Origin of the sequence: Enterococcus sp. ARL09-542 (assembly GCF_005234805.1) — a bacterium.
In the GTDB taxonomy this organism is placed as follows: Bacteria; Bacillota; Bacilli; order Lactobacillales; family Enterococcaceae; genus Enterococcus_D; species Enterococcus_D gallinarum.
The window spans coordinates 13,821-39,712 of record NZ_QPQX01000019.1; the positions used below are offsets into that span (position 1 = coordinate 13,821).

22 protein-coding genes and 1 pseudogene are annotated in these 25,892 nt (G+C 34.4%); 5 read left to right on the plus strand and 18 right to left on the minus strand.

Features of this window, described 5'->3' with window-relative positions; genetic code table 11:
- Positions 1-161 precede the first annotated feature (161 nt).
- Positions 162-775, plus strand: a pseudogene (locus tag DVW06_RS17780) (site-specific integrase); the annotation flags it as partial.
- 746 nt (positions 776-1,521) lie between these two features.
- Here DVW06_RS17780 and DVW06_RS15010 read toward each other — a convergent pair.
- The 11 genes from DVW06_RS15010 to DVW06_RS15060 all read right to left on the minus strand — a co-directional run bounded on the left by DVW06_RS15010 (position 1,522) and on the right by DVW06_RS15060 (position 14,740).
- Positions 1,522-4,671: a type I restriction endonuclease subunit R gene (locus DVW06_RS15010; protein WP_137264823.1), complete on the minus strand. Its 3,150-nt coding sequence runs from the start codon at positions 4,669-4,671 to the stop codon at positions 1,522-1,524.
- Between the two features lie 13 nt (positions 4,672-4,684).
- On the minus strand, positions 4,685-5,866 hold the full coding sequence (locus tag DVW06_RS15015; protein ID WP_137264824.1) for a restriction endonuclease subunit S: 1,182 nt from the start codon (positions 5,864-5,866) through the stop codon (positions 4,685-4,687).
- Positions 5,856-7,451, minus strand: coding sequence for a type I restriction-modification system subunit M (locus DVW06_RS15020; RefSeq protein ID WP_002347316.1), 1,596 nt, complete (start codon positions 7,449-7,451; stop codon positions 5,856-5,858). Before DVW06_RS15020 ends, DVW06_RS15015 begins: the two co-directional genes overlap by 11 nt.
- A 512-nt stretch (positions 7,452-7,963) precedes the next feature.
- Positions 7,964-8,746, minus strand: coding sequence for a hypothetical protein (locus DVW06_RS15025; protein WP_002317770.1), 783 nt, complete (start codon positions 8,744-8,746; stop codon positions 7,964-7,966).
- Between the two features lie 64 nt (positions 8,747-8,810).
- A complete protein-coding gene (locus DVW06_RS15030) occupies positions 8,811-9,647 on the minus strand; it encodes a PRD domain-containing protein (RefSeq protein ID WP_002298387.1) in 837 nt (278 codons plus the stop codon).
- Between the two features lie 17 nt (positions 9,648-9,664).
- The gene (locus tag DVW06_RS15035; protein WP_002298389.1) at positions 9,665-11,074 is read right to left on the minus strand and encodes a glycoside hydrolase family 1 protein; all 1,410 of its coding nucleotides are present in this window, start codon (positions 11,072-11,074) and stop codon (positions 9,665-9,667) included.
- 13 nt (positions 11,075-11,087) lie between these two features.
- On the minus strand, positions 11,088-12,911 hold the full coding sequence (locus DVW06_RS15040) for a beta-glucoside-specific PTS transporter subunit IIABC (RefSeq protein WP_002298390.1): 1,824 nt from the start codon (positions 12,909-12,911) through the stop codon (positions 11,088-11,090).
- 279 nt (positions 12,912-13,190) lie between these two features.
- On the minus strand, positions 13,191-13,418 hold the full coding sequence (locus DVW06_RS15045) for a hypothetical protein (RefSeq protein ID WP_002298392.1): 228 nt from the start codon (positions 13,416-13,418) through the stop codon (positions 13,191-13,193).
- Between the two features lie 335 nt (positions 13,419-13,753).
- On the minus strand, positions 13,754-14,080 hold the full coding sequence (locus DVW06_RS15050; protein ID WP_002298394.1) for a hypothetical protein: 327 nt from the start codon (positions 14,078-14,080) through the stop codon (positions 13,754-13,756).
- A 45-nt stretch (positions 14,081-14,125) separates the two neighbouring features.
- Complete coding sequence (locus DVW06_RS15055; protein ID WP_002298396.1) at positions 14,126-14,488, minus strand: zinc ribbon domain-containing protein; 363 nt, start codon at positions 14,486-14,488, stop codon at positions 14,126-14,128.
- Positions 14,489-14,524: 36 nt separating this feature from the next.
- The gene (locus DVW06_RS15060) at positions 14,525-14,740 is read right to left on the minus strand and encodes a helix-turn-helix transcriptional regulator (protein ID WP_002298398.1); all 216 of its coding nucleotides are present in this window, start codon (positions 14,738-14,740) and stop codon (positions 14,525-14,527) included.
- A 126-nt stretch (positions 14,741-14,866) separates the two neighbouring features.
- On the opposite strand from DVW06_RS15060, the gene DVW06_RS15065 reads away from it, so the two are divergent.
- Positions 14,867-15,202 (plus strand): helix-turn-helix domain-containing protein, encoded by a 336-nt coding sequence (locus DVW06_RS15065; RefSeq protein WP_002301912.1) that lies wholly within the window; start codon positions 14,867-14,869, stop codon positions 15,200-15,202.
- A gap of 75 nt (positions 15,203-15,277) precedes the next feature.
- Here DVW06_RS15065 and DVW06_RS15070 read toward each other — a convergent pair whose 3' ends face one another.
- Positions 15,278-17,275 (minus strand): hypothetical protein, encoded by a 1,998-nt coding sequence (locus DVW06_RS15070; RefSeq protein WP_002323107.1) that lies wholly within the window; start codon positions 17,273-17,275, stop codon positions 15,278-15,280.
- Positions 17,276-17,372: 97 nt separating this feature from the next.
- Positions 17,373-17,648: a helix-turn-helix domain-containing protein gene (locus tag DVW06_RS15075; RefSeq protein WP_002287723.1), complete on the minus strand. Its 276-nt coding sequence runs from the start codon at positions 17,646-17,648 to the stop codon at positions 17,373-17,375.
- Between the two features lie 231 nt (positions 17,649-17,879).
- Here DVW06_RS15075 and DVW06_RS15085 point away from each other — a divergent pair, with 231 nt between their 5' ends.
- Together DVW06_RS15085 and DVW06_RS15090 are read left to right on the plus strand one after the other, a co-directional pair.
- Complete coding sequence (locus DVW06_RS15085; RefSeq protein WP_002287709.1) at positions 17,880-18,614, plus strand: helix-turn-helix transcriptional regulator; 735 nt, start codon at positions 17,880-17,882, stop codon at positions 18,612-18,614.
- Positions 18,615-18,652: 38 nt separating this feature from the next.
- On the plus strand, positions 18,653-19,795 hold the full coding sequence (locus DVW06_RS15090; protein WP_002287705.1) for a tyrosine-type recombinase/integrase: 1,143 nt from the start codon (positions 18,653-18,655) through the stop codon (positions 19,793-19,795).
- Positions 19,796-20,425: 630 nt separating this feature from the next.
- Here the strand turns inward: DVW06_RS15090 and DVW06_RS15095 are convergent.
- The 4 genes from DVW06_RS15095 to DVW06_RS15110 form a co-directional block, all read right to left on the minus strand.
- Positions 20,426-20,911, minus strand: a complete 486-nt coding sequence (locus tag DVW06_RS15095) for a TIR domain-containing protein (RefSeq protein ID WP_137264825.1) — start codon at positions 20,909-20,911, stop codon at positions 20,426-20,428.
- Between the two features lies 1 nt (position 20,912).
- Positions 20,913-22,349 carry an SIR2 family protein gene (locus tag DVW06_RS15100; protein WP_137264826.1) on the minus strand — a complete coding sequence of 479 codons (1,437 nt, stop codon included), beginning with the start codon at positions 22,347-22,349 and terminating at the stop codon, positions 20,913-20,915.
- A gap of 32 nt (positions 22,350-22,381) precedes the next feature.
- Positions 22,382-23,233, minus strand: a complete 852-nt coding sequence (locus tag DVW06_RS15105; RefSeq protein ID WP_137264827.1) for a toll/interleukin-1 receptor domain-containing protein — start codon at positions 23,231-23,233, stop codon at positions 22,382-22,384.
- 155 nt (positions 23,234-23,388) lie between these two features.
- The gene (locus tag DVW06_RS15110) at positions 23,389-23,634 is read right to left on the minus strand and encodes a helix-turn-helix domain-containing protein (protein ID WP_002317972.1); all 246 of its coding nucleotides are present in this window, start codon (positions 23,632-23,634) and stop codon (positions 23,389-23,391) included.
- A gap of 105 nt (positions 23,635-23,739) precedes the next feature.
- On the opposite strand from DVW06_RS15110, the gene DVW06_RS15115 reads away from it, so the two are divergent.
- A complete protein-coding gene (locus DVW06_RS15115; RefSeq protein ID WP_049143596.1) occupies positions 23,740-24,513 on the plus strand; it encodes a hypothetical protein in 774 nt (257 codons plus the stop codon).
- Positions 24,514-24,565: 52 nt separating this feature from the next.
- Here the strand turns inward: DVW06_RS15115 and DVW06_RS15120 are convergent, their stop codons facing one another.
- Positions 24,566-24,880, minus strand: coding sequence for a hypothetical protein (locus DVW06_RS15120; RefSeq protein WP_002329547.1), 315 nt, complete (start codon positions 24,878-24,880; stop codon positions 24,566-24,568).
- Positions 24,881-25,892: the final 1,012 nt, after the last annotated feature.

Here is a 25,892-nt window from a genome sequence, read left to right on the forward strand (position 1 = left end):
TTCCTGAAAAAAATTTATCCACTACTAAGTATTCGGATTTTTCTAATTTTTAACAAAATTTATTTCGAAATTTTCTGATATTATATTCGCAACATTAGTGAAAATTCTTAGATAAATTCATTCTTTCAATCTCCGACTTTTAGATATATGTGAAATATCTGTTTTTTGAATGTTTGCATAAGTTAAAAGATGAGCGTGCTTTAGTATTCTTTAGAATAGCTTCTTATACAGGGGAACGAAAAGGAGAAATACTCGGACTGACATGTAGAGACATAGATTTCGATAATCAAACTATCTGCTTCAACAAAACGTTAGTAGAACTATCCGAGGGCTCTCTATGTATTAATCCTACAAAAACAGACAAATCAAAGGGAGTAATTTCAATTGATAATGGAACCTTACGTATTCTAAAAAATGGAAACGTTCTGTAACATAAAAGAACCTTTCTAGAGGGATTCGGATAGATAATATAGATGATATACCTGTAATCAGCACTATCAAAGGGAATAAAAAAAGGGACTTCCTTTACAAAGGCTACCCTAACCATGTCATGGATAAAGTAGCACGGAAGTTCCCAGATATGAAGATAATCAAAGTCCATGGCTTCAGAAAGACTCATGCTACCCTTCTCTTTGAAGCAGGTGCTCAAGTAAAAGATGTACAAGATAGGCTAGGACATTCTTCTTCTAAAACAATCATGGACATTTATATTAAAGTATCAAAAAATCGGCAAAATGAAACAGTCGAATTATTTGATTCTTACATGAACGGATGATAAGCGAGGTCAAAAACGGAGTCAGAGGATATTATGGGGATACCTTTTTACCTCTTAATCCTTTAATATCAATCCTTTAAGCTTCGACTTTTGCAATCTTCCCTTGTTCGATATAGACTCAAATCACTATATCACTAGATATCAAACGGCGTCATACGGAGTCAAAAACATCAAATTTGACCTGTTAAATGGTCATTGAATAACATTTAAAATCAATAAAACGGAGTCAGACACGGAGTCAAAAACGCTGAGAGTAAAAAAATATATACAGCCCTATAGGTAAAGTACCGCAGGGCTGTATATTTTTTATTTCAGATTACCTGAAATGATTCCATTTAATTTTTATCTCATTTTTTCCTACTAGTTAGTATCAAATACTCCCCTATTTTCTCAATAAACTATTTTGGATTACATGGTATCTGAAACAGCAAAAACCTTGATATTACAGTAAAAAATCACGTTATTTTCGTTTCATTTCAGATACATTTCACTTAAGCGGATTCCAAAAAAACAAAAGAAAAAGGAACCCCTAGTTAGCCTATGCTTTTTATTGGTTCCTCTCAAAACACGGTCATATAACAACGGGGTGGGGTAAATGAATGAAAAAGGTGGAGGAAACATTATTCAATGGCTGTCTTAAATACTTCGTTATAAAATGTGAACAAATAAAAGACATCTATCCCTATTTTCTACGCTTCCACTTGACTACCATCTTTGAATCGTACAATTTTCTTAACTCTTCTCGTTTACCTCAATTCATTCTCAAGTGGAATCAACTCATCATCTAACATTTTACGCCAGGCTCGCTTCATTTCTTGTGTGTATTTAAATGGCTTCGCTTCTGGATGTTTAGCTTTATATCCTTCGTAATCCTTACTGTAGATAATTGCTTTCATATTAGGAATTGGATCTTCACCTGGCATATATTGCAGATTAGAAGCATGTAATTCTTTCTCAGAAACAAACCACTCATTGGAAAAGGCATGAATCAAATCATCACTTGCTTGTGTAAAATAGCGACGTTTAATGACAAAGATATCTTCATTACTATCTAAAGTCCCCACATCAAATGCATTTAAAATTTGTCGGTAAACTTCTTTGACTCCTTCTGTTTTATTCAATTTAGCCAAAGCTTTTTCAATTTCTTCTCGTGCATCTGAACTATTCGCAGCATAAGTTCCTAGTAATTGATCAATATAAGTAGAATCAATATCATACAACTTAGTGGTATTTTCACTATAAAATTCGATCGTTGAAAAATCTTCTCCCTCTTTTTCTCTTTCTTCCTCCATCAATGAACCCTTCACGGTCTCGTACACACCAATTTGTTCTTCCAAAAGTTGAATTTGATTGTTCAAAGTTGAAGATTGCACCATGTCATCATTGTAATCATCATAAGTCACTAACGATTCATACGCACGATTCAATTCTTGGAATGCTTTGACGTACTCGATACGGATTTCAAGTGGCGTATGTTCATCAATGGATTCCATGGATGAAACCTCTTTTAACTTACCATATGCTTGCTTGAATCTTTTTTTGGATTCCTGATAACTTGGATAAATCAAACCCGATTCTTCTTTTGCTTCTGAATACAGTTTTGTCGCATCCTCGACATTCTTCTCCATTGTCGCTGGCTTACGAAACGTCACAATCAATCCTTTTGTCTTTTCAGGATACGTACGGTTCGTACGTGAAAAAGCTTGAATCAATCCTGCATACTCTAGATTACGATCCACAAATAGGGTTTGAATCGTAGGTGCGTCAAAACCTGTCAATAGACGATCCACTACGATTACTAAATCGATTTGTTTCCCAAATTGTTTGAATTCCGCTCTTTTTCGTGCCAAACGATTATTGATGTCTCCGTTATAACGCTCAATGTCTGCTAAAGACCAGGCAGTATCAAAATACTGATTATATTCCTCAATAATTTTTTGCATTTCTTCTTGTTGGACACTTGAATCTCGGCTGTTTTCTTCTAATGAATAGGTAATAGCGATTCGTGGAAAATCAGGATCCTCCATCGTTCTTCCTTCACGAATGGGCTGATTAGGAAACTCTTTTGTTAACCAGTCAGGTTCTTTCGTCATTTCTTTGATCGCTCGATAATACTTTTTGGCCATGTCAATGGAACTCGTGGTTAAGATCGCAGACTTCGTTGGACGGCCATTTCGAAAATCAAATTTTGTATAGGCATTGTCTGGACGGAACATTTTATGAATGACTTTTTGGATATGTTCATCTGCTTCAAAAACAGTAGGGTCCAAATAACTTTCTTTTTTGACAGGCTCCATTTGATCAATCATACGATTGATCTGTTCCGGTGAATACTCTGCATATGTTTCTACTTCTTTTAATTTCCGATAGATTTTATTCTCTAATGAAGTCGGCTCCACGGTGTTTTCATGCTCTACTTGAAATCCTAAAACCGAGCCATCTTCTAGTGCATTCTTGATGGTATAGGTGTGCAAGACCTCTCCATACTGATCATGGGTCGTACGTGCCAATTGCCCTTTGGCTTGTTTCCGATTCTCAGGGAAAATCGGTGTACCTGTAAAGCCAAACCAAGTGGATTTCGGAAACATTTTTTTGATTTCTTCCATATTTTCAGCACTTAACGCTCGATGACACTCATCGACTACAAACACGATATGTTGCCCCATTAATTTTTGGAAGCGATTGGTTCCTTTTTTCTCTTCCTGTTTCTTTGCATATTTCAACGCCGCATCTAGTTTTTGACGGGTTGTAATGATTACAACGTTTGCATTGGCATCTGCCAACAGGGTTTCACTTAACTCTTTGGCACTTCCTGTTCCCACGATCAAGCTATTCGCTTTGGCGTTCCCGGAAGAAATCCCCGTATTAAATTCCGAAGCAAATTTCGTAAACTCTGTGGTGGTCTGATTATCTAAATCTTTGCGGTCCACTAACATGATCGTTCGATCGATCCCCGATTTTCGTGCTAAAAGCTTAGTAGATACAAAACTAGTCAACGTCTTTCCTGAACCAGTCGCATGCCACACATACCCTGATTGATGTTTATTTGCGGCAATAAACAAGGCTTGAATCGCATGGACTTGATAAGGATGTAACACCATGAGGGTTTTATTGTCTTGATCTTCACTGACAATCGTATAATCCGCAATCAAGCGATGGGCATCCGGAATATTTAGCACTTGTTTACAAAACTCATATAAGTTTTCTACCTTTTTATTATCTTTCGTTCGCCAACTAAATAAAAACTTAGGATGCAAATTCTTCGGTAAAGCATTTGCAAAATACCGGGTCGTTTGTTCATTGGAAACCACAAACAACTGTAAGGTCGAAAAGATATTGTTCCGAAACATGCCTTCTTCTGCATATTTTTTGATTTGATTAAACGCCTGATAAAAACCATCTTTTGCGGTTACTTGTTTCAACTCGATTTGAACAATCGGTAATCCATTGATCAATAAGGTGACGTCAAAACGTCGATCCCGTGCTTCTATGTTACTTCCACGTTTTGCAATTTGATGGACCACTTCATAAGTAGAGATTCCTCCACCAATGTCTTGATTGGAATAAAGAATGAGCGAGACAGAACCCAATTGTGGATCTTCCCGTTCAATCGTGATCCGAGCCATTCCATTTTCACCTTTTAACCATTTCGCAGCATCAAAGGGGGTTTTCGTTCGTAGCAATAATTCGGTTTTGATCGTTTCAAATTCTTTATCGGTCAAAGGAGAATCATTCAGTTCTGCTTGATTATTTGACATAATTTTTTGACGTAAATTGATCCAAAGATCTTCTTCTGATTTTAGATCGGGACGATACGTCCACTGATTATGTCCTTCCCCAAGTACACGAATCAACTGTTCTTCTACTTCCGCTTCCTCACGGTGACTAATTTTCATTTATCTTCCCTCCCTAAACAAACATCTTTTGTAAGAAGCCTTTTTTCGTTTCTTTTAGTAAATCTAACTTGCGTTGGTGAAGCATGATGGTATCATCAAGTTGTTTGAAGAAGTGTCCAATTTTGACTTGTTCTCTATATTTAGGAACATAGGTAGTAATGTTAGAAAAATCAGTTTTATTTACAATCTGCATTGTACCTCTTCCAGCAAGAATCTTCATTTTCTCAGACCATTTTCCTGATTGAGACAAAAGAAAATAAGAATCAAATTCTTTATTAGGTGTTAGTGCATTTATTTGTTGATTAAATCCTACATCCGATAATGCTAATGTATTTTTTCCAATACTTGCAATACAAGTTACCAATATCGATCCCTTCATCGCAATTCGTGCTTTTAATCGTCCAATCTCAGAAAGTTTTTTAGCAGTATCTGAGATAACGAGGTTGTTAATATCGGTTGGAGTTACCCACATAATTCCATTCTTATTATAATTTTCTGTATCATTTGTTGGAGGAGTATTACCAGTTTGTATTTCACCTAACTGTTTTAACCTCCGCTCTTCCCAATCTTCCGTAAATCCAGGAAACCGAATTTCTGGCACTTTTGCTCCGTTTTTAGGGAACATTTTTTGTAAGAATCCTTTTTTCGTTTCCTTCAGCAAATCTAACTTACGTTGATGAAGAGCGATAGTGTCGTCGAGTTTTTTGAAGAATATGCCGATTTTTTGTTGTTCTTTTAAATCATTGGGAATATAGAATACTGTATCTGAAACTTTTTTCCAGTCTGAACGAGGCATTTTTGTTCCAGATGTATCATTTGCAGCCTTTTGATATCTATCAGCTTGAATAAGAGAATAAATAAAGTCCGAGTCGCTCTTCTTAGCTCTAAAAACCCAGAAATCCCCAATCGCTACGCCTGTAAAAGTTGCCTTGAGCCAATTTTTTAAATATGGACGTAACTTTCCATATAGAATATCATTTGGTAAAAATTCAATCCCTTTTCTATTATCAAATTTCTGGCTCACATCTTTATTCAGTCTACCTTCTCCTGCCACGATATCTTCAAATTCAACTTTTGGAAGTCTACTGGAGTTTGTACTTTTATTAAGTCTAACAACTAAATCAATTAACTTACGCTCTTCCCAATCTTCCGTAAATCCTGGGAAACGGATTTCTGGTCGTGTATCATTGCTCATGTTTGAACACCTCCAGCGCACCTTGTAACCACATTTCGTTTTCAGGTGTTGTTTGCAGGGAAGAGATAGCTTCTAAAAGTTCTTTTTCTAGCACTTGCTGTTCTTGTCGTATCTTCTTGATGTCATTTCCGACATGAACCATATCAATTGGTTCTTCTTCTTCGAAAGTATCTACATAGCGTGGGATATTTAAGTTATAGTCATTTTCTTTGATTTCATCAAAGGTTGCCAAATGAGCGTATTTCTCGACATCTTTTCTTTCAGCGTAGGTTTCGAGGATTTTTTGAATGTTTTCTTCCGATAGTTTATTTTGATTTTTCCCTTTAACAAATTCACGACTAGCATCAATGAATAATACATCTCGAGTTTGACGATTCTTCTTCAACACAATCACCGTCGTTGGAATCGATGTCCCAAAGAACAAGTTCGCAGGCATACCGATCACAGCATAAATACTGCCATCTTCTAGTAATTTTTGACGGATGACCCCTTCTGCAGCGCCACGGAATAAAACTCCGTGTGGTAAGACGATGGCCATGGTACCTGTTTCCTTCAAATGATAGAACCCATGAAGAAGAAACGCAAAATCTGCTTTGGATTTTGGCGCTAATTTCCCATAACGATTAAACCGAGAATCATCTAAGAAAGTCGTATCTGCTGACCAATTAGCCGAATAAGGTGGGTTCATTACTACTGCATCAAATGTGTAAGGTTCATCTGTTGGCCAGTCCTTATTCAACGTATCCCCATTGCGGAGATTCATTTCTTCGGCGTCGACACCATGTAAAATCAAGTTCATTTTTGCTAGATTGTATGTCGTTGTATTTAGTTCTTGCCCATGATATTTAACGTTATCTGGGTGTGTTAAGTAGTTACGTACGTTTAACATCAATGAACCTGAACCCATCGTTGGATCAAAAACACTAAAGAATCGTCGTTCCTTTTGATCGAGCGTTACGATTTGCGCCATCATATCAGAAACCATATGAGGTGTGTAAAATTCTCCGGCTTTCTTCCCTGCTTCTGAAGCAAATTGACTGATCAGAAACTCATACGCATCCCCGATCACGTCCCCATCGTGTTCTAAAACATCTACATCATTCAATTTCTTGATGACTTCGGTAATCGTCACATTTCGTTGTTGCTCATCTGTTCCTAGTTTTTTTGATTGGAGATCCACATCATCAAATAACCCATTAAATTGATTGTAGGTAGATGCCAATTGCACAAAGGCTTTGTTTAGATCGTTCAATTGGAACGTTGCTTGTTTTGCTTGATCCGCTAAGACGTTGAAAAGATACTCTGGTGCAATTGCATATCCCAAAATATCAACGATTGTGGCAATCAGATCTTCTTTTGATTCTTCATCTGAAAGTAATTCACGATACAACATTGTTTGTTTGCTTACTGTGTCATATTCCTCTAAGGATTCATCTGCTAAAAGAACCACTTGTTCCAACAATCGATCGGATAAATATTTATAGAAAATCAGTCCCAATAAATAATTTTTATATTCTGACGCATCCATTTTACTACGGAGATTATCTGCCGCACTAAATAATTTTTGATTTAATTCTGCACCCAAAAAGATACACTCCTATCTCTTATTTAAAGTTGCTATATACCCTCTTATTTTAGCATACCCCCTTTTATAAAAAGCAAAAAAAAAAAAAAGAAAGAAACTTATTCTTGCTAATAAACTACGCGAAAGGAGTCTAACGTTGTTTGATATAACTTAGACTGATCGTTAACTTATTTTTTATATTTCTACATAGTTATCTTTAGAACCATTTCAGATACATATGAAACAATTACATATGATTTTTTCATAAAAAAACAGTACTGTCTAGTAGTATAAAATATACAAATTTCTTAAAAATTTTTTCACTAAAATCACTACCTGAAACAGTCTAAAACACTTATATATCAACGTTTAATGAAACTATCTCCGTTTCATTTCAGATACAAATAAATATAGTCGGGCTCCAAATCCGAAAAAAAATACCCCCAGTAGCTTATCCTAAGCTACTGGAGATGTATAAGTACGGTCATATAACAACGGGGTAGGGTAAATAAATGAAAAAGATGGAAGAATCATTATTCAATAACTTTTTTAAATACTTCGTTGTAATCAGTTACCTGTCCGTTCTTAAATACCACAGAATAATCTTTTTTCCCATTTTCAAGTAACCGAAGTGGAATGTCTTTACCAACTTGCTCTGTCACTGCATTACTGATACCTGTTAGATTAGCTAATAAATCTGATAAAGATTGAGCATCTGTAGAAATCTCTGTATCAGTATTTATCGTGATTCCTTTATCTTCATTTACAAGCTTCCAAGTAGGTGGTATAGCTGTGTATGTTTCGATGAATGAATCAATTCTTTCATCTATCGTCTTCCCAGTATCTACTTCTGTCTCATTACTCTTAGATGAATCGATTCTTTCATCCATCGTCTGCTCCGTAACTGCTTCTGTCTCATTATTCTCACCGGAAACTCTCTTCACACCCAAACTTATATATTGTCCATCTTTAGTGTGCATAGTTAAAATTCCCACGCTTTTACTAATAAATTCACTATAACCAGTTCTTTCAATAGAGACTTCAATGTATTTCACACTATCATACTCAAAAGAAAAATAGACATGTAAAAGCATTTTGTTGTTTACATCTACATAATAATCCTTTGACTCTACTTGAGACCTTCCTATACGGAATACAGCTTTACTGTCTGATATCTCTATACCAGCATCCTTATTATTAATCTGCCAATCTCCAAGTAGCTCTTCTGGCAAGCTAGTAGTTTCTTGTGAACACTTTACCACTTCACTGGTAGAGGTCGAAACATTCACCTCCGCACTGTTAGAAGAATTTTCCAAGGAATCAGGAGCCTTAGCACAACCAACAAGTCTTTATATATTGTGCAGCCGATATTTTCTTCATTCAGTACACCCTTGAAATATGCAGTGTTAGATAAAGCAGTTCGTCCTGATTTGCTGAGGCACCCATCTCTTCTTGAACGTACTCCTTGATTTTCAAGGCCGCCCGATACTCTTTCGGAAAACGCTGCTTCACTGAAGCCAGCAAAAAATCATCCTTCTCCGGCAACTCTTCCTTCTTAATCATTCGGGCAATAAAAAACTGTAAATGCGTCACAAATCTTAAGTAAAGCATCGAATCTTTATCAACCTTTTTTTCGGGAAACAGATATCCTAGCATAGCCAAGATATCCTTTAGTGCTCTTACCGAGAGCATGGTTTCTTCCATATTTGCTTGTTCACTTTGGGCATTTACAATGTGAAACGCAATGTTTCCAGCCTCCTCTTCTGGCAACTGAACATTCATTTTTTTGTTGATCAATTGGATAGCATAGCAGCCGATCTCAAATTCTTTTGGGTAATACTTTTGAATTTCAATCAGCAGGCGATTTTGAAAAACAATGCCTTTTTGACTGCGTTCAATGGCATGCTTCAAGTGATCAACCAAGGTAAAAAATAGACTTTTATTCAGCTTAAAGTCAAACTTGGCGTTGGCATAATCGATAATTCGCTTGACGCAAATAATTAGATCATCCGGAGCAGCCTCAAACAGTTTAATGTAATCCTTTTTTAGAGCATCAGAAAGTGAATCTAATTTAAATACTTTTTGGATTTTGTCAGCCGGAACCAAATCGCCTTTCTTTAGTTGAAATCCAATCCCTTTCCCCATCAAAATTACTTCTTTGCCTTGCTTATCTAAGCAAAGAATTAAACTGTTGTTTAACGTTTTAATTACTCTCATTAGATTCACCGTTCTCTCTAAGCTAAGCCATTTCTTGCGATTACTTTTTGATACCAAAAGAAGCTTTCTTTTTTTATTCGTTTTAATTCTTTAAGATTCTCATCGGTTCGGTCAACATATATAAAACCATAACGCTTATTGAAGCCTTGATGGGTACTAACAACATCAATCGCTGACCAAGGTAAATAACCAAAAACATCTACACCATCTGTTAAAGCTGCTTGAATAGCCAGAATATGTTTGGCTAGATAATCAATTCGATCCTGGTCATTAATTCGTCTATCTTCCTCAACTATGTCGGGTGCCCCATAGCCATTTTCAGTAATTAAAATAGGTAAATCATAGCGATCGTACAATTTCCTCAATGTTAATCGTAGTCCAGTAGGGTCAACTACCCAGCCATATGGCGTTTTATCTACATAAGGATTTTCAGCTGCCCGGTAGACACCTTCTTCTCCCAACATGATCTGTTGATCCCCCGCTCTAGCGGAAACATCTGATCCGTCATTTTTGCTGGCAGCGATGGTGGCAGTTGAATAATAATTAATCGCAATAAAATCGGGTTTACCGGAGGATAAAATTGCCTGATCCTCTGCCTCAATTTTAGGATATAATCCACGATCATTCAAATAGTTTTCAAACAAATAATTGTATTTTCCCCGAACTGCTACATCTAAGAAAGACCAGCCTCTCAATGTTTCCCAATTATGGGCTGCAATTGCATCTTCTGGACTGGAGGTAGCTTGATACATAGCCGTTAAATTGATTGCTGGACCGATTTTTCCTTTAAGATTCAACTGATGATACAAGTGAATTACTCTAGCTTGAGCTAATAAAACATGGTGATTAATTTGAAAGAGTTCTTTTTTTGAAGGCAGCTCTCCACTTGGTGGCAAACCAATCGCTCCAGGATGAAGGATCATCGTGTTTTGCTCATTAATTGTCAGCCAATAGTTCACCTTGTCACCATACTCAGTAAGCAATACCTGTACATAGTCCACAAAATAATCGATAGTTGCTCGATTTAACCAACCGCCCTGCTCCTCTAGAAAATAAGGTAAATCGAAATGGTACATGGTGACAATCGGTTCGATTCCCTGATTCAGGCATTCATCAATTACTTGATGATAAAAAGAAATTCCCTTTTGATTGGTTTTATTATTTTCAATATCCATAATTCGCGTCCAAGCGATGGAAAAGCGAAAAGCTTTTAAGCCTAATTCTTTAAACAGCTGTATATCTTCTTTATAGTGATGGTAAAAATCCGAGGCAACTTCAAAATTAGCTACCCCTTCTGTATGCTGATACTTGTCAATAATAGACGGTTGTTTCCCATCCTCCTGATAGGCACCCTCTGCCTGGTAGGCACTAATGGAGGCACCCCATAAAAACTTCTCTGGAAATGCTGAAAGCTGTTTGTATTGCACAAAAATCCTCTCCTTAACTAATTTGCATCAATGGTTCGTGTTCCTTTAAGCTTCCGCTTGCTTCACTAATTCCTGCGTAATTTTCACTGTTGGTCACTACCACAATCACTGTATCATCGTAGCCAGCGTTTCTAATGGCAGCGAAATCGGCGTTGATTAATAATTGTCCTGCTGACACCTGATCTCCTGCTTTTACAAATACTTCAAAGGGTTCCCCTTTTAAATTCACGGTGTCGATCCCCACATGGATCAATAATTCAATACCTTCTTTAGAACGTAGACCAATCGCATGTTTAGATTCTAAAATAGTAATGACTTCTCCCTCAACAGGTGAATAAATGCTGTTTTCTTCTGGATGAATGGCTACGCCCTTTCCCAATAGTCCCTTAGAAAAGACAGCATCGTTCACTTCAGAAATAGGACACACGGTTCCTTTTACCGGATTTTCAACAATGACTGCTTCGGCTATTGCCGTTTGCTCTGATTCATCAGAAGTATCGTCAAATCCAATTAGATAAGCAATGATAAAGGTTGCAACAAAGGCGATTACACACGTAATAATTGCGTGAACAATATTCATTGGATTTTCTCCAATAAAGGCTGGTAAGGCTGCTAAGCCAGGGGAAACAAAGGCATATCTGACTAAACCGCTCAAGCCAGCATACAAACCAGCAATTGCACCACCAATCATGGAAGCAACTAATGGTTTTTTCAGCTTCAAGGTTACTCCATAGAGTGAAGGCTCAGTAATTCCCATTAAAGCAGTGATCCCAGTGGACACAGCTAGCTGCTTCAACTCTTTGTTTTTAGTTTTCGCGGCTACAGCAAAGGTAGCACCTGATTGAGCAATATTAGAAGCCAGCATTCCTGGCCCATTGATCATTTCAGAACCCGTACTGCTCAATTGCATAGTAGCGATTGGCGTCATTGCCCAAGCTGTACCCGTAACCACCAAAAATGGCTGCAAACCACCCATCAAAAATGGAATTAACCAAGCTGCTTTGCCGTTAATCCATTCAGCCCCCATTGCTATAAGATCGTTCAGCAACGTTCCAAACGGTCCAATGACAACCAACGCTAAAGGCCCCATAATTAAAAATACCAGCATCGGCTTAGTAAAGAATTTAATAAACGAAGGCGAAATTCGATCCGCAAAGGGCTCTACATAGGACATGATCCAAACAGTAAAGATAATCGGTAAAACTGATCCCGCATAATCTGCAGCTAATACCGGAATTCCTAGAAAAGAAACGGCATCGCCAGTAGAAAAAAGCTGTGAAATATTTGGATGAAGCAAAATGCCAGCAACAGTAATCGCCAAAATTGGGTTGACATCAAACTTTATGGCTGCCCCATAGGCTAATAGTACTGGCATAAAATAAAAGGCTGCATCAGCAATAGTATTCAAAATGATGTAAGTTTGACTACTGTCTGATAGTACACCAGTCAAAGTCAAGACGGCCAAAATGGCTTTTACCATCCCGGCACCTGTTATAGCTGGAATCATCGGTGTAAAGGTGGTAGAAATGACACTAATCAATCTTGAAATAATACTTTCTTGATTGTCTGAAGAGGGGCCCTTTTTAATTGAAGTTCCCACTTCCTTTTGAATTTCCTTGAAGGCTGTTTGGACTTCATTGCCAATCACCACTTGGTATTGTCCACCGCTATCCACCACACTAATTACACCAAGTGTTTTTTCTAAGGCTTTCGTATCGGCTTTCCTTTTATCTTTGAGTTCAAAACGCAGTCTGGTGGCACAATGGGTTAAGCTGACCACATTTTCTTTTCCCCCAACCTGTTGCAATACATTTCTTCCTACTTCTCTGTAATCCATTATTCTCTCTCCTTAAAGCAGTAAAAAAGACCAAGTCAAACCACGCCCCAATCAACATTGAAGTGTTAGTTTGTCTTGGTCTTGCCTGCATAATCAGTAACATGCCAATAACGTTATTTTGCTGTAATCCAATAATAGCACATTATGATAGCGCAATCAACAGGGAATTTAATTTTTTATCTTTTCGTTTGACCGTATAGGGTAATATAACAGTTAGATCACATCAACTAGGGTATATCTGCGTATACTTACTGCTAAAATAAGTATATCTAATATTAACTATACCAGTAAAACCATTCCTACATAACCAGCGGGAAATTCCCAAAATCGTGAAAGCATCAAAAATGCATATAACGGATCACACAACTTCAACAATTCTGCTCTTGGGAAAAATTGATGAATTTGGTGAGTAAAGGATGGAATAAACAGCATTCCAACAATATAGGCAACAATAGTGATACTTGTTTTTTTGGTAAAAATCAGTAAGCAATAGCCAATTTCAATCATTCCGAGATATAAAGGTATCGATAGAATGATTTGGGCTAGTATTCTTAAAAATTAACTAGCAAATGTTTAAACTGATTTATTTCTAATCTACATGTAGTAAGTATTTCAATTCCACCAATTATCAATAAAAATACCAAACATATCCATAATAATTTTTTCTTTTTCATTTCTTTTATATTGTTATAACAGTGAATAACATAAAAATTCCCGACAATCATTGTAATATTTTTTTGTCACCTGTATTAGTATTTAATTTATAGGAAACTATAAAAACTCCCTAGTGAATTTACACCTTTGGGAGTTCCTGTTTGGACGGTATGCATAATACATTTAAATCAATTTAACATTAACACCTCAGCATATGGTATCTCCACATATATACGGTCTTTCTTTGGATAGTACTCAATATTTATGTTGATAGCACTTCCATTGTCTAATATAGCTTTAGCCCGGTATGTGTTATCTCCATTTTCATGAGTAATCGTCACATCATCACATGATCGATTTAAGTTGTACTGTTCTTGTAAAATCTGTGTTACCAATGGTTTTGATGACTTCTCTAATCCAGATGTACCTGTCATTTTTGAAAAAATAATACCTATAATAGCCAAGACAACAATACCTATAATGACAAACTTCTTGTTCATATTTACTTTATTCAACTTTTTATCTCCTATCTCCAAAATAATTTGCTCTTATCCCTCTTATCAGTACATTGACATCCCTAAAAGTACACCAAAGATTGCTCCAGCTACCCCTGCTATCATCAAAATCGTACCCATTTTCTCATCTTTTTCTCGATATAAGTAGCCCATAATAACAGCAACAGCACCAAATACAACAGGAATAAATGCTAACGATACTACCATAGAAATCCAACCAATAATCAAATACAGCTTCCCTGTCTCTTGTCCATGTACGATTTGTTCCTTCATTTCATTAATTGTCTGCTCAGTACTTTTCTTTACTGTGTCTGTTCCGGTTGTCTCATCTGTTTCTTGTAGTGCTCCACAAAACTGGCAATACTTACTTTCATCTGTTATTTCTTTGCCACATTTTCTACAATACATGTCTTCTCCTCCTAAAATCATTCAATTGCTTATTAGTTAACTGTTTACTTTATTAAATACATCAGAAAACAGCTCATTCATTGGTACACTTAATATCTCAGAAAGCATCTTCATTTGATAGGGTTTAGGAATCGTTCTCCCTGTTTGCCACGAACTTACACATTGCTGTGTAACATTCATTTTTTTTGCTAACTCCGTTTGAGAAAGTCCTTTTTCTTTTCTGTATCGGCTGAGATTACTTACTTTTTTCATGATTCTCCCCTCCTGTTTTATTATATACAACAATATGATGTATTTCAACTCATAAAATATAAAAAACTTCAAATACCATTACAAATACAACAACTTGTTGTACTATACTGAGATGGGGGTGTATTAATGAAACAGAAACAATATGCAAAGGTCATTAGAGAAAAGCGAAAAGCTCTCGGGTGGACACAAAAAGAATTAGCTGAAAAAATCTTCTCTACACAACAGGCAGTAGCAAGATGGGAAAATTCTGTAACAGAGCCTAACCTCGATAGCTTAACAGCTCTTTCTAGAGCCCTAGGAACCCCTGTAAGCCATTTTCTAGACAATGTTGTCGTAGATTATGAGGAAGAGTTTTTGGCTCTCTATCGTTCTCTTAGCACTGAAGATGCAGTTCGAACAATTGACTATATGAAGCTATTAAAAAGGCAAGAAAATGAACGCAATCAGCTATTGAAAGATTGAAAAATAAATAACCCACCGAACTTTAACGGTGGGTGTATTGAGATGAAATAAGATTAAGAGCTATGGATAACCTGTCTAGTTTAATACAATTGGGTCTTTTCTCTTCCTTACTCTCCGTCCATCATCTCTTGTTACACTTGTAAATTGATACAGAGGAACTATCCCAGCTCCTGATAATATCAATTCTTTTATTGTTTCATCTATCCCTGCCCCTTTCGCTAAATATATTAAAAAACTACTACTTGCTTTCACATTGTATAGTTTCTTAATATCCTTAGAAGCTCGTTCAAGAGTGAATCCTTGTTTAACAAAGTAGCCTCTGTTTTTTATTAAAGCATTTTTCACGCTGTTATCCCCAACATTACGTAGGCGTTCACAAACAGTGTTAATAAGTTCTTTCTCTGTCATTAGATATGTCCCTTGCCACGATAAGCCCTGTAAAACTTCATGTGCTTCATCTAAAATCAATTGTTTTTCCTTGCTGAGTTCTGATCGGGAATTTTGAGGAAATACTCTTTTAGCCTCTTTTTCGTTAAAACATATCTTAACCCATTCATAAGAAAAATATTGATATGTAAAATGAATTTTTTCCAGAAGTGGAAGGATATCTTCATTCAATTTTTGAATCACAGAAGTTGCATTAAAAACGTCTAATCGATAGACATTGCTTCTCTTATGATTAAAGTTTCCTAACGCTTTCTCTTCCTTTAACCTATTTAGGTATTCGAGCATCTTCAAAGGAACATCTTCATCATCTAATTTTTTTATCAATCCTATAAAAGTCATAAGTGATAGTAACTTATTACATTTATCTATGTCATAAGTTTTACCATAGTAAGAACTCATTTTTTTAGCTAATTGTTCCCCCGACAAAATACAAGTCACACTTTCCTTACTATCATCAAAAAAATTAACATCAGAAAGCAAGACATCATAGACACGTCGCATTTCCTCTAGATAATTCCTTATTGTCCTGAAAAGTTTGTCTTTCATTGATTCAAGAGTGTCAAAAAGTACTTTTGATTCCTCTTTCAATTTTCGAAAATGTGTAGGATACAAGTCTAGGTTCTCTAATAGCCAATTAAATGTTTCTACCCGACTGTCTTTCTTTAAAATTAGCATCACAACTCCAATAAAATTTTCACTGATATCACAATTACTGGAATGACAATAAAAAATGGAATGCCCAGTTTTACTGGTAAAAATACTAGCAGAGGGATTATGATCGTTGTGAAACAGACATCTTAAGTTTTTACTTGACTTAAGTAATTTATTCATATCAATGGTTAACAATCTTTCATAAATCTCATTAAAAGACATGTCGGAGGAATCAAACAGGCAGTCTTTAAACCACTGTTTCATTTCTTCTTTGTCGTCATTTTTTATCAACTTAACAAAATCGGTTTCATTGACTAGTTCATACTCTCTCCCTGAATCACTTTGACAATTTTTAGAACATGTCATGGTAAAATCAATCGGAAGCTCAGTAATATCTAACATGTTGTCTTCATTAATTATTATCACTGCATCTGACTTATATCCTCCAAAAAACATTCTATTCGAAGCATTTACATTGTCATCACACCCGGGGATGTTCTTTTTCAAGTATTCGTAAACAGCAACCATTTTACCATAGTCAGTAATTGCTTCTTTTAATAGAAAGACAATCTTGTATTTTTCTAGATTTTCAGAGTACCGAATACTTTTTTGTATCGCAAACGCAGAATTATGAACTAAATTGATAGATAAAACCTTTTCTACGCTTAAGTATCTACTATCATCTTTACTCAAATCTACTACCTTCCCCTTCTCATCTTTAACAGTGTTATCGACATCCAGAATAATTACTCTGGTTTCCACAAAACTCTCCTTGTCATTGCCTTTATTCTTTGTCTTGCTTGGAATAAATGATTGTGATGAATTTAGTATCTCTACAAACTCATCTCTTGTAACTTCTCTATAGTTATCTAAACACCTATCTCTTACATCAGTTTTTTCTTTTTTTGTAACTGGCTTCTCTAATAATTTTTCTTGATCTACATAAATTGGAATATTAATCATTGATGTTTCCATTTGTGTTTCCTCCTTATAAAATTCTGTTAAAGACTAAAACATACAGATAATAAAAACAAACTCTTTATTACTATATGTTTTAGTCTTATTTGTTTACTCAACCTTTATACCGTTCCATGAAACTATCAATATCAGATTTTTTAAATCTAATGACCGTATCAATTTTTATAACAGGTAACCCGTATTGAGAAACATATTTTCTAATCGTTCCTACTGATACACCTAGATATTCACTTGCCTGCTGATAGTCCATATACTCTAGAGTGACTCCAGAAATAATGTCTTCTAGCATAGGCTTTAGCACTGTAATTATCTCTTTCACTTGTTGTTCAACTTGTATAGAAACAATGCTATCAATGATTTGTAGAGACATATTTCCCCCTCCTTTCGTGATTGCTTGAACAAATTTTCTAAGAATTATCTTCGTATTTTTTGCTCAAAATAAAAGTATTTTGTTATTAACCGATTAATCAAACAAAAAATGATTACCAGTTCATCGACATACACATAATACCTCGATAAAAAAGGGGTGTCAACAGCTTTGTAAAATTTATTTACAACACCCCTTTTTTGAGGTATACTAATTTTAGGAGGTGTGGTCAATATGATAAAACGTCCACCAATAAATTATTTAGAACGAAAAAAGATACTCGGAACAAAAATAAAAGCTATAAGAAAGAGTAAAAAATTAACACAACCAGCATTTGGTCTTATGATTAACAACGGTCAATTAATTGACAAAAAAACTATCTACGAATGGGAGAAGGGAACCTATTTACCAATACCAGAGCGATTATCCCGAATTGCTGATTTGGGAAATATGAGTATAGAGGAGTTAGTTTGTGGCAATGTAGAAGAATATATTTTGGGAATTATTCTTTATAGAGATAGCATTGTACTAGATGGTATAACATTTCCAGATAAAAACCTGTTCCAGCATCTTCGTCAACAGTTCCCACCAGTACACTCTAATTTAGATACATGGCTGGATAGATATTCCAAATTAGAACCAGAGATGCAAGAATTTATTGCTAACAAGACTTGTAATAAAGTTAAAAATGAAAAAATTAGTCTTTTCAATATCTTAAAAATAGAAGAATTATTCATCAATGCTATTGTAGAAGAATTTGACAATAACATTCTTTTCCTCACTAGCAGTATAGAAGAACTACTAGAAAGAATGGTAGATGAATGGCTACCTATTCAATTGAAAGACATGTCTTATCCCGAAGAAGCTGTGAGAGAAATTACTGATAATATAAACAAGCTAGAACAAACGATTTCATCAATTGGGAAAAAATACACTAAGAAAAAAATGAAGGGAGGTGATACCATCTAGTGGTAAGTACTCCTTGTAAACTAAGAGGAGATGATTTAATGGCAAAAATATCAAAGTACAAAAAGAAAAACGGTCAAGTGGCGTGGATGTATAAAGGACACATTGCCACCGATCCACGAACTGGTGAAAAAATAAATACTACGAGAAGAGGTTTTAGTAGCAAACAAGAAGCTCAAAAAGATTATGACGAGTACAGACATCAAATATTATACGGTGTTAAAAAGAAAGCACCTGATATGACATTTGAAGACCTGTATAATGAATGGATAACTCATCAGCGTACCAGTGTTAAAGCTTCAACAATCGCAATCTCAGTAAGATACGCAAATAATCAAATACTTCCAGCATTTGGTAAGCTTAAACTATCGAATATCTCTGTCCCATATTGTCAAAAAGTGGTAGATGAATGGCACAGTAAATATGAAAGTTACGATTATATGAGAAAACAGACTGCACAAATTTTACGCTACGGGGTTGCAATGCAATATATTGACAATAATCCTATGGAAAAAACACTTCTTCCACGAAAAAAAGAGTATGAGAAAAATCGTAAATTTTACTCAAAAGAGGAGCTTAATAATTTACTGGATGCTTTTAAAGATTTTGGTAACATGAAACAATACGCCTTCTTCAGATTATTGGCATACACAGGTATGAGAAAGAGTGAAGTACTCGCTTTACAGTGGAAAGACATAGACACGTTTAATAAAGAACTACATGTCAATAAAACTCTTGCTGTAGATGAATTTGGTAAAGTTATAATTCAATCTCCGAAAACAAGAGCTTCTAGACGAGTTATCTCTTTAGATACTGAGACTCTTTCTATCCTCAACAACTGGAAATTACAGCAAAAAGAAGAGTATTTAAAACTTGGATACAATACTAGCTCTAAAGAGCAACATGTTTTTACAACAGTTAAAAACACTCTATACATTCCAAACACTGTTAATGATTGGTTAAGATATATTTTGAAAAAATATAACTTGCCTCGTATTACACCTCATGGGTTTAGACATACACATGCTAGTTTATTATTAGAAGCAGGAGAATCTGTCAAGGTAGTTCAACAACGATTAGGGCATGAAAATAGTAAAGTGACATTAGACATTTATGCACATATTACAAATAATGCACCTAAGAAAACAGGTCAAGACTTTGCTGATATGATGGCTCATCAGTAAAAGAGCTGGTCAAAATCTGGTCATTTCTAGTATACAGGCAAAACAAAAAAGCTAGAACCCTTATATATCAAGGGTTCTAGCTCCTATAACAGGTTTACCCAACACTGCCTTCCAATGACTCTTTTTGGAATCAAGAGAGAGGGATAAGCTTTGTATAGATAATTCATTTGACAAACTACCATATACTGACAGTGTATATTATCAAGTACTATCATCGGTAACGTAGCCAATATCGTATCCAAAATAGCAGGTAGAGAAGTTATTTGAGGATTCAAGTTATTCTATTTCAACCATGAAGTTAAGTTTATTAAAAATAAATAAAGATAGTTGGTATTTCAACGATTTTTGTATAGAGTTAATCACTTTATTGATGCTAATTCATCTTGATTGTTATTATAATCGCATTCAAGTTGCGTGGCGTGCATTTGGCAGAAAATATATAACTGTTCTTTATAAACAAATATAAGAATTAAATATTTTTTATCGTAGAGTTTTACTTATCTATAGAATTATGTCTGTTCCTAATTCAGTTTGATGAATTAACTGATAAAAAATATCTACTATTTAAAGATACAGGAATAAGCAAGTGAAAAAATAGCATGTTATTAGATGGTAGACAGTTCCAACTCTTTATTTACCTTTTTTGTATGCTGCGCTGTCAATCCAAGTTCCTAAATTGTTGTATCCATCATCACTTATATAATCATATTGGCCATCAATAATTTCGTCAAACCACAAATATTTTCCATCTGGTTTTTGCCCAATTATTTTAATTACTGATTGACTAGTAGTTGTCATCTGGTTAAAATCTTTTATTTTACCTATATTAACGGCCAAAATAGCATTCCCTCGCTTATAACTCTCCTGAATTTCATATTTAACATATTCTCGATCAAGAGTTTCTTTACCTATCAGCACCACAGTCACTGATGTTCCAATTAATTGATTATCTATCCAGTTTTTTATAGCAATATCTCCATTACGTTTAACTTTCTCAAATTCAGCCTTATCTACAAAACCAGCTTCCTTTGTTCCTCGTAAAGTCCAGCTGTTTCTAACTACCATTGCTCTTGTTACATCTGCATAATGGAAACTAAAAAAAACCCTTCTCACCATATTAATCCTCCTGAATACTATTTATTAAACTGACAATTTGTTCAACTTTTTTATCTACTTCTTCTTCAGTATCTAATTTTTCTAGCGCTTGAAATTTACTTTTTAAGGAATTATCAAAATAATCACTGAAATTCTCTTGAATCTTATCAAACAAAACCTTACTTGCACCTTTGGTAAATCCAATCGGAACTACTATATTTTCATTTTGAACAGATAATTCAAATTCTTCAATCACTCCATCTGCTGTAACTATTTCACCTGATTCACGTTTGTTTCCAAAAACAAAAATACTAATCCCAGACTCTGCAATAATGTTTTCTCGATATCTTCTCCACTCATGAGGCATATCAATAGGAAGTGGTCTCAAAGAAAGTACGTCTTGTATGTTATTTTTTTTTAAATTTCTTCTCTGCTTTAGAACTCCTGAAACAATACTATTACCAATTCCAAGTCCATAACCTGATACTATTCTATAACCGGATTCAGAAAGCCTATATGCTAATTTCTCGACAAATTTTAATCCTTTCGATTCAGATTTAAATGGAGTATAATCAACAGCACTTCCCGAAATAAAAATAGTTTTTCTCAAATACTTTTTTCTAATACTTTTCAAAATATCAGTAATCTCAGAATAATCATCTACTTCAACAACGTTTATCGAAAATCTGGACAAATCATTTATTTGTAGTCTTCTTTTTGTCAGTTCATAATTATATCTCTCTTGATCAAAAAAATCCTCAGAATCGACAAAATTTTCCTTTAATATTTTTCTCATTATACAATAATGAGGTCTTTGGTTTTCTCTCAAAACCCATCTTATATCTGATAAAATTCTTTCTAAATTAGGGTCTGTAAAACTAAATCCTAAAAAGAGAAAAGTTTTTGTTAACAAATCTCCTTTTAAAGTTTCTTTAAATAACGCGTATGAATCATCATCATATTTTTCATAATCATCTCTTGTTATTACTGTCGAACTAACATCATCTATATCACCGTGCATTTTATAAACAATTGTATCCACATTTGGATTAGTTGTTGCTAACTGAGTATAATTTTTCTTAACCTGAGGGTTCTTATAAGCTTCTCGGATTGAATTTTCTATTAGATGATCGTAATTAGTTGTCCAATAAGTTTCAATAGGTAAACTTGCTAGTATTCGATGATTTTCAGATATTTCTAATTCTTCACCAAAATTATCTATAAGTATCTGATTCAAAACTCCTCTTGATCCACCATTTTCATTTTTATAATATTGAGCCAGAGTAACTAAGTCTGTTTCTTTTTTAGAATCCAACCCGATTTCTGTTGCAGGATCATTAAGTAGTTCCGGCCAACTTACATACCCTTGTGACATCGATAATCCTGCACCTGCAAATATTGCTGCATTTCCTTTTTCAATAGCTTCAGAGTACCTCTTTATTAAAACTTTCTTGTCCATTCTACCCGATTCCTTTCGATTCAGTAAATTGATTAGAGATTATTGAAAATGGTGTTTTTATATAAAATATCTAATGTATTACTTCCTTTAGTGCATTCCATAGCATCTAAAGCCCATTTTTTCAAATCAGCTTTTCGTAAATAAGTTAATTTACTTAAATTTAAAGAATATTTTATTTGCAGATTTTCTTGCGAAGAATAGTGCTTTATAATACTTCTAACATCCTCGGTGATCATTTGAGGATTACTTTCCAATCGAGGATTCTTTTTTTCCACTATTGAAGCTGTCGTCAGTTCGCTATACAGCCATGGGGAATACGTAAATTTCTGTTCATTAGTAATTTCATTGCTCAAACTAATTGAATTAGGTGTATTAAGAAAAAACAGACATTCTGTACTATCAATCATATTATTTAAAGCTGTAGAAAGCATCATATGAACATGACTAGTTGTTACATTTCTTTTATCATAATCATATGTTTTTGTTTGTTCCTTATAGCAATATTTTTGGTCTATTTTTTTTAATAAATCAGAACTGTATCCCCAAACCGAAGAATCAATAAATGCAGTAAGACCAAAATTTTCAAATAGCCATGATGCAAAACGTATAGCTAATTTTTCATCAGCATGAGAGTGAGATATAAAAATATCTGCTTTTATAGTTGGAAACCAATCTTTAATAATTTCGTCTGCATCTAAAATTTTGCTGTCCTTAGAATAATAATCAACTAAATCATTTTCACTTTCAAATAGATTTTCTATTCTCTTGTTAATAGATTTTTGGTTGTGATTTATTTGATTTACTACATGTGTATATGATTGCGAGCTTGAGGAGAATGCATTTAAGTCAGCATTTGTAAAATCCAATTCATATGCCTTATACAAGGATATCCCCCCGTTCTTGTATTTTGATCCACAATTTATTAGGCAACATAACATCATACCCTATCGTTACATATCCCATTCATTATTATACCAGTATTTCTTAATGACATATAAGGGTGTAACATAATAATTTCAAACGAAATGACTACAAGTAGTCATTGAAGCAAATCTTCATAAGACACCTGTAGAACATCTCTAATAGCTCTCAATTGATCCAACTTAATGTGTTGGCGGCCGCCTTCGATCTTAACCAATGTTTCCCTAGTTATAGCGATTTTCCTGAGCTGTAGGTCTCTAATCAGTTCGGTTTGACCAATTCCTTTTTCTAATCGGATTCGTCTAATATTGCTACCGATTACATTTTCTTTATCAATAATTTTTTCCTCTTTCAAGAATAGCACACCTTTTGGACTAAAATTAGTCCTTTTTCTTATTAATCTTAAAGATTTGGTATGCTACAATGGGACTAGTATTAGTCCACATTCAATTTTTAAGGAGGAATTTTTTTGAAGAAATTTGCAATCATTCTAACCTGCGCTTTACTCATCGGAACTATAAGTGGGTGTACCACTTCTGACACAAGTTCTACAAGTACGGAAACTAGTACAACAAGCTCAGAAAAGAATTACCCAATACATTTTTTTCCGGTTCCAGATGGATTTGAAGCTTATTATCATGATAAAAAGCTAGATGTCCCTTTATCAGAAACTGAATCTACTGAAAAGATTTTGTCAATTGAAATTGAAAGAAATCAAGACGATATAAAACTAAAAGCTGCTCTTCCCTTACTGAACAGCACACAAATTGATAGACATGAAAATATCAAAGCTAATATTGAAAAAGGAGCGTTAGCACAACTTTATACTGAAAAAGTTGAACAGTTTTTTGAGGCTGGTGCCAATAAAGACTTTTCAAAAATAAGCGATTATTCGGATAACTTTTTCAATGAAACCCAAGATGAAATCACGAACTCAACTTTTATGGCTGAAGATATGTATAATATGACGTTAAAAAAAATAAAAGCTTACGACCGCCCATTAAATCTGACACTAAATAATGGATCACTCTCTTTTGTATTAGCAGGTTACGTTGACTATGAATATACAGCAGATTATTTGGAGACGCCCCTTCAACACGATAATAACGATATTAATTTTAGATTTATCTACAATTCAAAAAGTAAAACATGGTTAGTTGATCAATTGAGCACTATAAATACGGGATTTCATGAATTACCTAAGCCTGACAATGAAACTGCTTTGGTCATTAAAACATTCTAAAAAAGAAACGTTGAAGGAATAATTATTCTTTCAACGTTTCTTTTATTGTTTTTCAGTTTACGGTCTTACCTGAGCGAATAATCTGATTTCTAAATGATTGGAAAACTTCTTGTGGTTGATAATAATCTGTATCTATTTCAAATGTTTCTGAGAATAATTCATTGAATTTTTCTACTGAAATGATGATTTTACCATTCTCCTCTCGACTGTTTTCTATTATTTCTGCCTCTAATTCAAATAAATCTAGTGACGAACTAAAATCATAAATCCTGTCATATTGAACAAAAAAATCAAGAAAAAGTTGCTCAAACTCCTCCTTATTTATCACTAGTGTTTCAAGCGGAACAACTTTATTTTCATCAGCCATTCTTCCAATTTCCTCACTTTCATTTTCAATTGTCCATTGTTGCGGACGTATCAGATTTTCTCTATCATTTTTCAGTGTATAGATCACTTGTAATACACAACAATGCTTTGTAAACTTATTTTTTTAGTTAGTCGAATCTTTTTAAATGTGCGTTTCATACCATGCGCTTGATATATTTTCTCCTATTTTTTAAATCGTTTATCACAACTTTTATCGTTTTTTCTTCTGAAAAAAATCTTGTTTACATCGTTACATAGTTTCCAAAAAGATACATTACTAGTAGAAACAACAAGATTAATTTTACTTCCCACTGAAATGGGAAGTATATTTTAAATATTTTTTCTCCTTCAACTTACACTATAAAGTATCTTAATCACACGATATGCTAGCCACTAAATTCATCATATTTGATTCCTTTTTTAAGATAATGTGCATCTTTTTATCCAATAACGCAATTGTTTTTAAGGATAAATTTCTTAAGATGGTACATTTCAAAATGGCATTTGACATATGAAACAAAAAAGAAAGAAAAGAGCATAAGGGAAAACTGATAGCACCTTCCTACAGGAAGGTGGCTAAGTTGGCTGTGCCAACTGGTTTTCTTTCAAAATCATTTCATAATTTTTGATATCATAAAAAAATCCATTTTGGACCTATTTTCGGTCATAATTTAGTACCTACTTTTGGTCATAGTTTCGTCCGTAGTTTTGGTCATAGTGACTAAGGCTTTTCTGTTCACAAAATTGGTTTAAATTTGCTTTCTTTAATACTTCATTTATATCATAGCAATTATAATGTTTACACAACATCATTCCTAATTTTAACGGTTGTTCCTCTTTATATTTTTTAAGTTCTACATTTTTTGCGTTTAATTACTTTTCTCTTTTCTTTATATTCCGCTCGGTTCTGTTGCAAAGTTTTAAATCTACTATCAGATAAGGTAGAATAATAGAAAAAGATAGCAGGAGGAATGACGATGAGTCATTTTAAAGGAAAGCAATTTCAGCAGGAT